The following is a 12439-nucleotide window of genomic DNA, read 5'->3' as shown; positions in this document are numbered from 1 at the left end:
AGCGACGATGCCCTGTCCTGCGGCGCTGGCTACGACCAGCGCTCGCAAAAGGCTTCGATATCGGTTGACTGAAAGTCGCCAAGCCGCGCCATGATCGTCTCGAAGGGCCAATCCCACCATGCGATGGTGGCAAGCTTCTCCGCGATGGATCGTGAAAAGCGCTCGCGAATGATTTTTGCGGGAACACCGCCGACGATGGTGTAGGGCGGCACATCTTTGGTGACCACGGCGCCGGCGGCAAGCACCGCGCCGTCTCCAACCGTTACCCCCGGCAAGACGATAACCCCGTGTCCGATCCAGACATCGTGACCGATGATGGCGCGATCCCACTTTCGCTGGTCGAAAAAGGCGTCGTCGCGCACCGCATCGGCAGCGTAATATTCCGGGCAGTAGCTGAAACGATGCATGGATGGCCGGTCCATCGGGTGGTTCGGAGCGCCTATTCTGACCTCCGCGGCGATGGCGCAAAACTTTCCGATTATCGCGTCACCCACCATGCAGCGCTGCCCGAGATAGGAGTAATTCCCGAGTTCGACATTGTGCAGCGAGGTGTCAGCCAGAATCTCGCAGCATCTGCCAATGTTCGAATCTCTTATGCTCGCCGTCGCGTGAATGACAGTCTCTGCGAGTTTCGGGCGCTTGATCTGTGCGGTCGAGTCCATTCCAGTCTCCGGATTTTGCGCCTGCTTAACCGGGGATGATGAAGGGCCTGTGACGTGGGATGGCGAAGCGGTCCGGTCGTGGCCGGCATTTCCTCTTATGTGAGGATCATGTCGGTCGCCATTTCACTTGCTGGTGACATTCGTCGTTGTGTCTTTCTTCTTCCAGTAGTGCTCTGTTATGTTCTGAGTATTCCGAATGATATGACCAGCGATTTCAGAGTCTCCGCCCTCGAAGGTTTTCGGATCGGCCCCACATAACAACAGAAAGAGCTGTTGATGTGCGACAGCGGCAAAATAGTCGCGAGGTGGCGGCTGCATATCTGAATCGACGGCCCGGAATGCTTCCGCGACCTCGTTGCTGACACGCTCGAGCGCTGCGTGAATGGTGGCCATCATCGCCGCTTCCTTGCGTTCCAGTATATCCTGAATTTGCCGTTCTACCGGTGTCAGTATCGGGCAACTCTCACTCATCAACGTCTCTCCTGTTGGTGCATCCATTGCGCCAGCCAGGATTATCGCATTGATTGTGACCGCTTTGCGGAAAGATGGAAATCGCGGTTATGGATGAGGCTGAAACCTGACCGTCATGCTGAAGTCGCCGCGCAAACGCGCGGGGCCGGCACTGCCGTGCAAAAGGCTCATCCGTGCCCCAGCGCCTTGCGGATGCAGGCGCTGAGATAGGCATATTGCAGCGGCGTGATCGTCGCCATGGCTTCCGTGCGGCTGGCGAGCCGGTCCTGATAGCCAACCGGGATATCGAATTGGGCGAAGGTGAAATCCCAGCGGGTGCCTTCGACGATATTGTAGAAATGCTCGGCACCGCTGACAGCGGTTTTGGCAAGCTCGCCGCCGAAGATATCCTGCACCACCAGCGCGGTGACGCCGCCTTGCCCCTTGGCCGGGTTTTCGCGGGACCAAAGGCTGCTGGTCTCACCCGACCAGCTTTTCTTCAGGGCGTAATAAAGTCTCTCTGCATGGTCCTGCATGAAATGTCTTCTTTTCCGCAAGCATGTTTCTGTTGGCTCTTGAGAATCGAATGGAGCGCCCTGCAAACCTTTGTGTCTGCCCGGCGCTCCGTTGTGTCATTCGCTGCTGCCGAAACGATTGGCAGCAGCCTTGGTCTCACTTGGCGTCAAGCAGGTCCTTGACCTCAAGCAGGACGAATTCGTTGTCATCAGCCTTGTCCAGCGCGCGGCCGGCCGAGAAGGGCAGGTTGTTGTCGTTGCCGACGATGATATGCGTGGCATCGACGCGGTCGACATTCTCGATGGTGACAAAAGGCATGTCGTAATAACCATTGCCGCCGCCCTGACGTTTCTTGTTGTCAGGATCGGAGATCTTCAGAAGGTCGATATAGCCGATCTTGCGGGCGGCCTTGCCGACATTGGCGTCATTAAATTCGATCTTGTAGATGCGCTTCACCTTGGCGGGCACGGCAAAGCAGTTTGCTTCCGGCTTCTTCGGGTCGGCGCAGGCCTTGTCGGCGGTGCCGGCGCCATTGTCGCGTTCGATGACCAGCGCGGTGCTGTCATCAAGCATGTTGAAGTCGCCGATGGCTTCGCCACCCTGCGCCAGCGGATAGAGCCAGGTGCGGCCGGTCCATTCTTTCTTGGCAGTGTCGAGTTCGATGATGCGCAGCGCCGTCGCGCCGTCTTCGGTCTTCTCCACCTGGCCATCGGCCATGTAAAGCGGGCCCTCCAGAAGGCCGTAGAGCTTGGAACCGTCCTTGGAAAGTGCCATGCCCTCATAACCGCCAGATCGCTTCAGGTTGAAGGCCGGCATCTTCTGTGTCGGGTTGCCGGGCAGGGCGAGCGTGGGATGATCGGGAGACTTCACCTCGATATCGCCGGCCTTGGTGGAGATGACGTCGGTCAGCTTGCCGTCGCGGGTGAATTTCAGGATATAGGGGCCGAATTCCTCGCCCACCCAGAAACCATCGGCAACCGGCTGAATGGATTCGACGTCGAAATCCGCGCCAGTCAGATAGCGCTTGGCGGTGCCTTCGAGAACGATGGGGAAGGGCGCCTTCATGTCGGGGTCGGAAAGGAACACGGTTTCCAGCGCATTGACCTTGCCGGCATCCCAGTCGAACTTCAGATGGTGAAGCATCAGCATGGCGTCGCTGGAATTGAGCTTGGAACCGAAGCCATTGTCGGAAAGGCTCCAGAAGCTGCCGTCGGGCATTGCCTTGATGCCGGAGAAACCCTGCATCGCCTGACCGTTGAAAGGCATGGAAAGACCGGTGAGACGTACGCCGTCCTTGCCCGGCACGGTGCCCAGACCTTCTGCGCGCTTGCGGTCGGCGGTGGTGAACTTGGCGGAGGTCTTGAGGTGTTCAGGCGCGTCAGTGGGCGCCGGAATGATGGTGTTTGCCGGCAGAATGGCGTGGGAGACCAGCTTTGCCGGAAACTCCTGGTCTGCCGCATGCGATGCGGTGGCGAGCGCGAGAACCGCGCAGGAGGCGAAAAGAATGTGCTTCATGATGGAGACCCCTCTCAATACCTGTTGAAGACAGGATTGACGCGATAGGGTCGCCGCATGACAGGCAGGTGATTGCCGTTTGAAGCTTTGATGAAATTTTGTGACGGCCGCCACCGGCACGTGGCCTCTGGGTGCCGATAACCCTTATGCTGCGGGCGCTTGATATTGGCTGAGCGTGCAGACGCCAAGCGTCTGGCCACGGCCCTTCACGGCATGTTCGCCGAGATATTCGCTGCGCACGCCCTTTGGGAGCACCAGCTGGTGGGCGAGATCGGCGGAAATCAGCACCGGATGGCCGAGCATCTTGCTCAGCGATTCGAGGCGCGAGGTCGTGTTCACCGTATCGCCGAAATAGGTAATCTTGTGGTGGTCGACACCGATTTCCGCTGTGATGACCGGCCCGCCATGGATGGCGAAACGCAGGCGCGGCATCTCGCCGAAGCGGGAAAGCCACATGTCGCGTTTTTCCTCCATGGTCGCCTGAATGTCGAAAACGCAGCGCACGCAGGCCGCCCGCCTTATCGCCATGTGATAGGGCCAGGTGATGATGGCGGCATCTCCGATGTAATCGTCGATGACACCGCCATGTCGTCTGACCGGTGCTGCATAGCTGGCAAAGATTTCGCCGAGGAATTCCTGGGCCTTCAGGTCGCCATGGGTTTCGGCAAAGGAGGTGGAGCCGACGAGATCGATGAAGATGAAGACGCGGTCTTCGCTGATCGGCCGACGATAGCGCCCGAGAATGAGGTCGATGAAGATGTCGCGGCCGAGAAGCTCGCGCACACGCATGATGAAGACGATGATGCCGCAGACGATGAGCGTGAAGATCAGCGTCTGCACTTCGGCGTGAACGGCGCGTTTCCAGGTGCCGGGAAATATCCCGCTCAGCCACAGGATGGTGCCGCCGAGACCGAATCCGCAGAAAACCAGCACGGCATAGATGATCAGGCCGACGGCGATATAGGCCGGTGTCGGCAAGGCGCTCACCTGTCGCGACAGGCCGGGCATGATGTAACCGCGCTCAAAAGCGAGGATCGGTGCGCAAGCGAAAAGCGCATAGGTCGCGCCGATCAACGCGCCGCCGCCATATTCCAGAAAGGCGTAGGCTACGCCGCTGCCGGCCACGGCAACGAACAGCACCACGTAATCCAGAATGGGCAGCAATTTTCTCATGTCGGTTCTGATCTCGGAAAGGGAAGCCCGCGCTCCCCTCGGGCAAAGCTTCTGTTCAGGTCATATGCGACATTAGTGTGGAAAAAGCGCCGCAAAAAGTGAGCAATCGGTAAGGTTGCATGAAGGATTGGTAAGGCTGTTGCGCGGTTGCCGCAAACGCCTGCGGATGTGGCACCACTTCTAATAGGATGTTCTGTGATAGACGGTTTCAAGCGGCGATTGTGGCCGGTCGTCGGGCGTGCGGTTCGACCATTTGACCGGAAAGGCGGCAAAACGAAGCTTGTTGCCATCGATCCAGGCGCGGTCGAACAGGGTTTCTCCCTTGCGGGCGAAGGTGATGGCGGCGCAGGTGCGGCCATCGACATCGAGGGCAATGTTTTCTTTCCAGCCGCTCAGGCCGCAGCCCATGCCTTTTGGATCGCGATTATAGCGCTCGACGACATCGCCGTCATTCGGCGTCATGGTGATCGAGGTGATGGTGTGGGCAAAAAGCAGGCTGTCCTGATCTTTCAGGCCGCCATCCAGCGTGCCCTCGTAACGCACCTGTACCGTTGGCCGCTGGCAGCCGTTGCGGGCATAAATCTGCGACACTGCATGTATGCGGCTATCGCGAATGGTGATGCGCGTGATGATGCCGTGGCGGTCGTTCTTGCCGATCTTCAGGCAGTCGGTCGTCCATTCACCCTGCAGATCGACCTTGTCCTCGGCGGCCCGGGCTGGAAGAGAGGGGAGAATGCCTGCCGCCGCGACAAGTGCGGCGAGCAGCAGAGTGCGGGCAGGTTTCATGGCAAGACCCTCAAATCGCGCGACCATCGGTAAAGAGATGGGACGCGATGCGGGCAAAATTGGGGTGAGAAAGGCGGGCGGTTACGACTCGCTCACTGCCACCTCAACTTCCACGGCCTCGACCTTCTTGCCGGCGAAACGCAGGGCCACTTCGCCATTGATGAGCTTCAGCGCCACATCGCCGAACAGCTCGCGTCGCCACCCGGTCAGCGCCGCAACGGTTGCCTTTTCACCTTCGGACGCGATCTTGTCCAGATCGTCGCTGTTGGCGATGACCTTGGCGGCGACGCCGTGCTTGTCCGCCGTCAGTTTCAGAAGAACCTTCAAAAGCTCCACGGCAGCACCGGAGCCTTCCGGTGCATGGCTGTGGCGCGGTGCCTTCGGCATCTCTTCTTTCGGCAGCGCCAGCGCCGCATTCACCGTTTCGATGATGGCGGTGCCGGAGGTGGACCGTTCCCAGCCCTTCGGGATGGTGCGAAGCCGCGACAGCGCCTCGGCGTCCTTCGGCTGCTGCTGGGCGATTTCGAAGATCCCATCGTCCTTCAGCACGCGGGAGCGCGGCACGTTGCGCGACCGCGCCTCACGCTCGCGCCAGGCGGCGACGAATTTGAGGATGGCAAGTTCGGTCGGCTTGCGCAGGCGCGATTTCAGCCGCAGCCAGGCATCGTCGGGATGCATGTCGTAGGTGTCGCGGGATTCCAGAATGTCCATCTCTTCGGTCAGCCACAGCGAGCGGCCCTCGCGCTCCAGCTGCGCCTTGAGCGAGAGATAGACGTCGCGCAGATGCGTCACGTCGGCCAGCGCGTAGTCCAGCTGCTTTTCGGTCAGCGGACGGCGGCTCCAGTCGGTGAAACGCGAGGATTTGTCGATCTGCACATTCTTGATCTTCTGGACAAGCTGGTCGTAGGAGATCGAATCGCCGAAACCGCAGACCATGGCGGCGACCTGCGTGTCGAAAATCGGATGCGGAATGAGCCCGCCGAGATGGTAGATGATTTCGATATCCTGCCGCGCGGCGTGGAAAACCTTCACGACGTTTGGATTGGCCATCAGTTCGAACATCGGCGTAAGATCGATACCCTTGGCCAGCGGATCAACCAGTACTTCGAGCGTCGGGCTCGCCATCTGTACGAGGCACAGCTCCGGCCAGAAGGTCGTTTCCCGCAAAAATTCGGTGTCGATGGTAATGAATTCCGATTTCGCCAGTTCCGTGCAGGCTTCGGCGAGGGCGGCAGTCGTTTCAATCATTGCAAATGGCCACTCGTGAAAATTATCCGTCTTACTTTCCCTTTGCCGGGCGCATGTCAATACAAAGCCCGCTTTTCCGGCCTCAAGGATCGTTTTTCTCGGGCTCCGGTTCATCTTTTTTGGGGTGGTCGGCCTTTTTGGGCGGGGTGGGGGCGGCGAGCTTCTGGAAATAGGCGGAGGTGCGCAAAAGCGAGCGGAACCGCCAGTTCCTCTCCTCGACGGGAACGCCTTCGCGCACCTGCAGCCGGTACAGCGTATAGGCGATGAAAACGATCTGGATCGCGGCCGTATAGCTGAACAGTGCCTTGGGGCCGAATTGATCGATCAGGAGCGAGGCGAGAAGCGGGCCGACCGTCGCGCCCACGGACCAGAAGAACAGCAGCCCGGCCGACATCATCGCATGCTCGCCTTCCTTGGCGTGATCGTTGCCATGCGCGGAACTCAGCGAATAGAGCGGCAGGGCAAAGGCGCCAAAAACGAAGACGCCGATGATGTTGCTCCATTCATCCGTGCCGGCGAAGAAGGCGAGGAACAGGCCGACGATGACAGAGCCGGCGGTGGTGGCGAGAATGATGATGCGGCGGTCATAACGATCGGAATAGACGCCGAGTGGATATTGCAGCACCACGCCGCCGATGATGCCGGCACTCATGAAGGTGGCGATGGCGGTGACGGACATTCCGATCTGTTCGGCATAGATCGGCCCCATGTTGCGGAACGCCGCCATGCTGAGCCCGACGGCCACGCAGCCGACAACGGCAAGCGGCGAGATGCGCCAGACGGCGAAAAGATTGAAGGGAATCTGTTTTGGCGGCGCGGGGTTGGATTTGTCGGCAAGCGAGATCGGCACCAGCGAAAGCGACAGGGCCATCGCGATCAGCGAAAACACCACCGGCCCGCCGATACCGGCGATGGGAATGATATATTGCGCCAGCGTCACGGAGCCGAGATCGACGAAACGATAGATGGAAAGCGTGCGCGCCCGGTTGGAATTTGTGACCTGCGCATTGATCCAGCTTTCGATCACGGCGAAAAGACAGGCGACCGCAATACCGATGACGAAACGCATCAGCATCCAGAACACCGGATGGATGACGAGCGGCATGGCGATCGATGCGGCGGAAGCGACCGCCGCCATGGTGGCGAAGGTTCTGATATGGCCGATCCGGCGCATGAGCTGCGTCACCGAAATGCAGCCGAGCGCGAAGCCGATACTGTAGGCAGCGCTGATGAGGCCGATGGTGCTGGCCGAAAATCCCTCGGAGAGGCCGCGCAGCGCGATATAGGTTCCCTGCAGGCCGTTGCCGCCGATCAGAATGCCGGCGGTGACGAGAAGCGGGATAAGAGGTCTGATCTGGCTCATTGCGGGCCGACTCGGTTTGGCAGGCTGGATTAGCCCTATCTAAAGCCAAGGCGGGGGAAAGGACAGGCGGAAGGCGACAATCTTGCGCTTTGCCTTGACAAATCAGGCTGGTCATGCGCTTTTCCGGCAAATTTCGACAGTGCCGCCTCTCTGGCCCACGACACGTTCCAGGATATAAAAATGCATCGTTATCGCAGCCACACCTGTGCCGCTCTCCGCAAGTCCGACGTCGGCGAAACCGTTCGCCTTTCCGGTTGGGTTCACCGCGTGCGAGATCATGGCGGCGTTCTCTTCATCGACCTTCGCGATCATTACGGCATCACCCAGGTCGTGGCCGATCCTGATAGCCCGGCCTTCAAGGTTGCGGAAACCGTGCGAGGCGAATGGGTCATCCGCATCGACGGCCTGGTCAAGGCGCGCTCAGAGGACACCATCAACAAGGGTATGGCGACCGGCGAGATCGAGCTTTACGCGCAGGAAATCGAGGTTCTGGGTGTTGCCAAGGAATTGCCGCTGCCTGTCTTCGGCGAGCCGGAATATCCTGAGGACGTTCGTCTGAAGTACCGCTTCCTCGACCTTCGTCGCGAGACGCTTCACAGGAACATCGTCAAGCGCACGCAGATCATCTCTTCCATGCGCAAGGGCATGGGTGAACTGGGCTTTGCCGAATATACGACGCCGATCCTCACCGCCTCCTCGCCGGAAGGCGCGCGCGACTTCCTCGTTCCCTCGCGTATCCACGAAGGCCAGTTCTTCGCGTTGCCGCAGGCGCCGCAGCAGTACAAGCAGCTTCTGATGGTTGCCGGTTTCGACCGCTATTTCCAGATCGCTCCGTGCTTCCGCGATGAAGACCCGCGTGCCGACCGCCTGCCGGGCGAGTTCTACCAGCTTGACGTCGAAATGAGCTTCGTGACCCAGGAAGATGTCTGGACCACGATGGAGCCGATGATGACGGCCGTGTTCGAACAGTTTGCCGAAGGCAAGCCGGTGACGAAACAGTGGCCGCGCATTCCCTATGACGAATCGATCCGCAAATACGGTTCCGACAAGCCCGACCTGCGCAACCCGATCGTCATGGAAGCCGTGACCGAGCATTTCGACGGTTCGGGCTTCAAGGTCTTCGCCAACATGATCGCTTCCAACCCAAAGGTTCAGGTTTGGGCAATCCCGGCCAAGACCGGCGGTTCGCGCGCTTTCTGCGACCGCATGAACGCATGGGCGCAGTCTCAGGGCCAGCCGGGCCTCGGCTATATCTTCTGGAAGGAAGAAGACGGCAAGGTCGGCGGCTCCGGTCCGCTTGCCAAGAACATCGGCGAGGAACGCACCGAGGCGCTGCGCCAGCAGCTCGGCCTGGAAGCGGGTGATGCCTGCTTCTTCGTCGCCGGTGATCCCGCCAAGTTCTACAAGTTCGCCGGCGAGGCGCGCACCCGCGCCGCCGACGAGCTGAACCTGATCGATCGCGACCGTTTCGAAATGTGCTGGATCGTCGATTTCCCCTTCTTCGAATACAACGAGGAAGAAAAGAAGGTCGACTTCGCCCACAACCCCTTCTCCATGCCGCAGGGTGGCATGGAAGCGCTGGAAGGGCAGGATCCGCTGTCCATCAAGGCGTTCCAGTATGACGCAGTCTGCAACGGCTTCGAAATCGCCTCCGGCTCGATCCGTAACCAGTCGCCCGAACTGATGGTCAAGGCCTTCGAAAAGGTCGGCCTGTCGCAGAGCGATGTGGAAGAGCGCTTCGGCGGTCTCTACCGCGCCTTCCAGTACGGCGCGCCTCCGCACGGCGGTTGCGCATTCGGCATCGACCGTGTGGTCATGCTGCTGGTCGGCGCCAAGAACCTGCGCGAAATCACGCTGTTCCCGATGAACCAGCAGGCGCAGGACCTTCTGATGAACGCGCCGTCGCCGGCAACGCCGACGCAGCTTCGCGAACTGGCGCTGCGCGTCGTTCCGTCCAAGAAGGACTGATCATGTTGAAGACGCTGCTCGAACGTGTTCGTGCAGCCTTCACCCGTGCATTGGCGGCCGCGCTTGCGGCCGCTTTTGCGTTCTGGGTCGCGCATCGGTGGCTCGGCCATCCGCAACCCGTCTTTGCCGCAATCAGCGCGCTGATCTGCCTGTCTCCCGGCATTCCAAGCCATGTTCGTCAGGGGCTTGGGTTGATGGTCGGCGTCACCATCGGCATTCTTGTCGGGGAGGTCGCGCTGCTCGTGCCGCATGACTTCGCCGAAATCCGGCTGGCCTCGGCGACCTTCATCGCCATGATCCTCGCCACCCTGTTCGGCCTGCCGGCGGTCGTGCCGATACAGGCCGGCGCTTCGGCCATGCTCGTCCTGCTGATGGGACCGCAGATTGCCGGTTTCGTCCGGTTTGTCGATGTCATCGTCGGTGTGGCAACCGGCATGGTTGTCGCGCTCGTGTTTTTTCGCGAGCGTCTGAAGTTCTAGCCCTAAGTGTCACAAAAACTTAATCAAACTGACAAATCCGGTAGAGGAGTCCTTAAGTCTTCTCGATCATTCATCCCCGCAGGAAATCTGCAAACGAGGGTTGAATGTTTTCGCTGGTCTCGACGTTCAAAATTGCACATCGCGTGTCAATGCTGGCGCTGGCTGCGCTGTGCGGAATAGCTGTTATTGCGGGCATGCTGCTCTGGCAGAGACAGATGGAGGCGCGTTACCGCGTTGCTGAAGAGACGCTGATTGAGCGCGATGGGGTGCTGACGGCGCTGCAGGACGACCTGCATGAAAGTCGTCTTCACCAGAGAGATTTTCTGCTGACGCGCGATATGAAATCCGTCGTGCAGTTCGGGCAGACGATGAATCAGGTCCGGCAGTCTTTGGACGATCTTGAAGGCAGCGCGACATCCGAAAATCGGGCGCGGCTTGAAAAGCTTGCGCAGGGTGCCGAGGCCTATTCCGAGCGCATGAAGGCACTTGTCGCCAAGAACAGGGAACTGGGTCTCACGCCGTCCGAAGGTCTTGAGGGTGCCATGCGCAACGGCGTGCACTCCATCGAAAAACTCACCGACGCCGTCACCAATACCGAAATCCGCGCCAGCATGCTGATGATGCGCCGGCACGAGAAAGATTTCATCCTGCGGCGCGATGAAACCTATGTGACGAAACATGCCGCGGAGGTGGAAACCTTCAAGGCGCTGGTGAAGCTGGAATATCGGCCTGGTGCGGAGCGTCAGCGCATCATGGATGCATTGGAGATATACACAGCCTCTTTTCGCTTTTACGCGACCGCCGTGCTGGAGGAGGAGGGCGCGCGGGAAAGTTTCGCTTCCGCCTACGATGCCTTGCTGCCCGTCGTCACCGATATTGCCACGGCCTACAGGCAGGAGAGGGAGGCAAGCGCTCTTGCGAACAGCGCTGCGGCGGAAACAACGGTTTCGATCGTCGTCGCCCTCATCGCGCTGACCGTCGTAAGCCTTTTTGCCGGGGTCTACTTCATCGGCCGCTCAATTACCCGTCCGGCGACCGCGATCACCGGCGCAATGCGACGTCTGGCGGAAGGTGAAACGGAATTTGCCGTTCCCGGCCTGCGCCGCCGGGACGAATTCGGCGCCATGGCCCATGCGCTGGAAATCTTCCGGCAGGGCGCCATCGCCAAGATCGCGCTGGAGAACCAGGCGCTTGCGACCCGGCAACAGGCCGAAACCGAAAGAGCGCGGTTCCAGCGAGAAGCGGAGGACCAAGCACAGGCAAGGCTGATGCAGGCGACGGGCGGACTTGCGGCGGCGCTGCGCCGCCTAGCGGCAGGCGACCTCTCCTTCGAGCTGGACGAGCCTTTTGCTCCGGATTTCGAAGCCCTGCGTCACGATCTCAACCGGACGATCCGTCAACTCGATGCTGCCATGTCCGGCGTCGTGCAGTCGAGCGTGGCGATTGACGGCGGCAGCCAGGAAATCAGCCAGAGCGCTGCCGATCTTGCCCGTCGTACCGAGCAGCAGGCTGCTTCTCTTGAGGAAACCGCCGCGGCGCTGGATGAGTTGACGGCGAATATCCGCATTTCAGCGGAGCGCGCCGTAGAGGCCCGCGCGATCGCCCATTCGGCGGACGAGGATGCCAACCGCACGGCCAATCTCGTCGTAGACACCGTGACCGCCATGGAAAAGATCGAACAATCCTCCGGCAGGATTGGCAACATCATCGGCGTTATCGACGAGATTGCTTTCCAGACCAATCTTCTTGCCCTCAATGCCGGCGTGGAGGCCGCGCGTGCGGGCGAGGCGGGACGTGGTTTCGCCGTCGTCGCGCAGGAGGTGCGGGAACTGGCGCAACGTTCCGCAAGGGCCGCTGCCGAAATCAAGCTGCTTATCCAGACCTCCGGCACGGAGGTGAAGGAGGGGGCGCGGTTCGTCCGGGAAACCGGCGCTGCCCTGTCGCGCATCGGCGGCTCGGTGAAGACGATCAATGATCATATCGAAGCCATCGCCGCTGCCACGAGGGAGCAGTCGCTGGGGCTCTCCGAAATCAACACTGCCGTCAATCATCTGGATCAGGGCACGCAGCAGAATGCCGCCATGGTCGAGGAAAACAATGCCGCCAGCGCCATGCTGGCCGGTGAGACTGCACGTCTCAAGCAACTCGTCCACCAGTTCCGGCTGAGCGACGCGGAAATGCGGGAATATGGCGGGCGCGAAGCGGCCTGAGATACACGGTAGCAAGTACCGAAAGCGGGCGCGCAACTTGCGGCCCGCTTTTTTGCTGTCTATAAATGG

Annotated in this window: 11 protein-coding genes; 3 read left to right on the top strand and 8 right to left on the bottom strand. The window is 60.2% G+C overall.

Annotation, left to right across the window (positions count from 1 at the left end):
* Nucleotides 1–29: 29 nt before the first annotated feature.
* From O8B93_RS13895 to O8B93_RS13860, 8 genes are all read right to left on the bottom strand, one after another.
* Nucleotides 30–662: a DapH/DapD/GlmU-related protein gene (locus tag O8B93_RS13895; protein WP_269710542.1), complete on the bottom strand. Its 633-nt coding sequence runs from the start codon at nt 660–662 to the stop codon at nt 30–32.
* A gap of 123 nt (nt 663–785) precedes the next feature.
* Nucleotides 786–1133: a hypothetical protein gene (locus O8B93_RS13890; protein WP_269710541.1), complete on the bottom strand. Its 348-nt coding sequence runs from the start codon at nt 1131–1133 to the stop codon at nt 786–788.
* Nucleotides 1134–1300: 167 nt separating this feature from the next.
* A complete protein-coding gene (locus O8B93_RS13885; protein ID WP_269710540.1) occupies nt 1301–1648 on the bottom strand; it encodes a YunG family protein in 348 nt (115 codons plus the stop codon).
* Nucleotides 1649–1784: 136 nt separating this feature from the next.
* Nucleotides 1785–3143 carry an esterase-like activity of phytase family protein gene (locus O8B93_RS13880; protein WP_269710539.1) on the bottom strand — a complete coding sequence of 453 codons (1359 nt, stop codon included), beginning with the start codon at nt 3141–3143 and terminating at the stop codon, nt 1785–1787.
* A gap of 144 nt (nt 3144–3287) precedes the next feature.
* Nucleotides 3288–4316: an adenylate/guanylate cyclase domain-containing protein gene (locus tag O8B93_RS13875; protein WP_269710538.1), complete on the bottom strand. Its 1029-nt coding sequence runs from the start codon at nt 4314–4316 to the stop codon at nt 3288–3290.
* Nucleotides 4317–4496: 180 nt separating this feature from the next.
* Nucleotides 4497–5102 (bottom strand): hypothetical protein, encoded by a 606-nt coding sequence (locus tag O8B93_RS13870; RefSeq protein ID WP_269710537.1) that lies wholly within the window; start codon nt 5100–5102, stop codon nt 4497–4499.
* A gap of 81 nt (nt 5103–5183) precedes the next feature.
* Nucleotides 5184–6350 (bottom strand): ribonuclease D, encoded by a 1167-nt coding sequence (gene rnd, locus O8B93_RS13865; RefSeq protein WP_269710536.1) that lies wholly within the window; start codon nt 6348–6350, stop codon nt 5184–5186.
* Nucleotides 6351–6432: 82 nt separating this feature from the next.
* A complete protein-coding gene (locus O8B93_RS13860; protein WP_269710535.1) occupies nt 6433–7713 on the bottom strand; it encodes an MFS transporter in 1281 nt (426 codons plus the stop codon).
* Nucleotides 7714–7893: 180 nt separating this feature from the next.
* Between O8B93_RS13860 and aspS the strand changes: the two genes are divergently transcribed.
* The 3 genes from aspS (at nt 7894) to O8B93_RS13845 (ending at nt 12370) form a co-directional block, all read left to right on the top strand.
* Nucleotides 7894–9681, top strand: a complete 1788-nt coding sequence (gene aspS / locus O8B93_RS13855; RefSeq protein WP_269710534.1) for an aspartate--tRNA ligase — start codon at nt 7894–7896, stop codon at nt 9679–9681.
* Between the two features lie 2 nt (nt 9682–9683).
* On the top strand, nt 9684–10160 hold the full coding sequence (locus O8B93_RS13850) for an FUSC family protein (RefSeq protein ID WP_269710533.1): 477 nt from the start codon (nt 9684–9686) through the stop codon (nt 10158–10160).
* Nucleotides 10161–10264: 104 nt separating this feature from the next.
* A complete protein-coding gene (locus tag O8B93_RS13845) occupies nt 10265–12370 on the top strand; it encodes a methyl-accepting chemotaxis protein (protein ID WP_269710532.1) in 2106 nt (701 codons plus the stop codon).
* The last annotated feature ends 69 nt before the right edge of the window (nt 12371–12439 follow it).

It is taken from the genome of Martinezella rhizogenes (genome assembly GCF_027460065.1).
GTDB classification, from domain to species: Bacteria; Pseudomonadota; Alphaproteobacteria; order Rhizobiales; family Rhizobiaceae; genus Agrobacterium; species Agrobacterium rhizogenes_C.
This window is presented reverse-complemented; position numbering and strand designations above follow the sequence as displayed.

Excerpts from the sequence above, each read along its gene's own strand:
- O8B93_RS13895 (WP_269710542.1), bottom strand. The coding sequence starts at position 662 with ATGGACTCGACCGCACAGATCAAGCGCCCGAAACTCGCAGAGACTGTC.
- O8B93_RS13890 (WP_269710541.1), bottom strand. The coding sequence starts at position 1,133 with ATGAGTGAGAGTTGCCCGATACTGACACCGGTAGAACGGCAAATTCAG.
- O8B93_RS13885 (WP_269710540.1), bottom strand. The coding sequence starts at position 1,648 with ATGCAGGACCATGCAGAGAGACTTTATTACGCCCTGAAGAAAAGCTGG.
- O8B93_RS13880 (WP_269710539.1), bottom strand. The coding sequence starts at position 3,143 with ATGAAGCACATTCTTTTCGCCTCCTGCGCGGTTCTCGCGCTCGCCACC.
- O8B93_RS13875 (WP_269710538.1), bottom strand. The coding sequence starts at position 4,316 with ATGAGAAAATTGCTGCCCATTCTGGATTACGTGGTGCTGTTCGTTGCC.
- O8B93_RS13870 (WP_269710537.1), bottom strand. The coding sequence starts at position 5,102 with ATGAAACCTGCCCGCACTCTGCTGCTCGCCGCACTTGTCGCGGCGGCA.
- rnd (WP_269710536.1), bottom strand. The coding sequence starts at position 6,350 with ATGATTGAAACGACTGCCGCCCTCGCCGAAGCCTGCACGGAACTGGCG.
- O8B93_RS13860 (WP_269710535.1), bottom strand. The coding sequence starts at position 7,713 with ATGAGCCAGATCAGACCTCTTATCCCGCTTCTCGTCACCGCCGGCATT.
- aspS (WP_269710534.1), top strand. The coding sequence starts at position 7,894 with ATGCATCGTTATCGCAGCCACACCTGTGCCGCTCTCCGCAAGTCCGAC.
- O8B93_RS13850 (WP_269710533.1), top strand. The coding sequence starts at position 9,684 with ATGTTGAAGACGCTGCTCGAACGTGTTCGTGCAGCCTTCACCCGTGCA.
- O8B93_RS13845 (WP_269710532.1), top strand. The coding sequence starts at position 10,265 with ATGTTTTCGCTGGTCTCGACGTTCAAAATTGCACATCGCGTGTCAATG.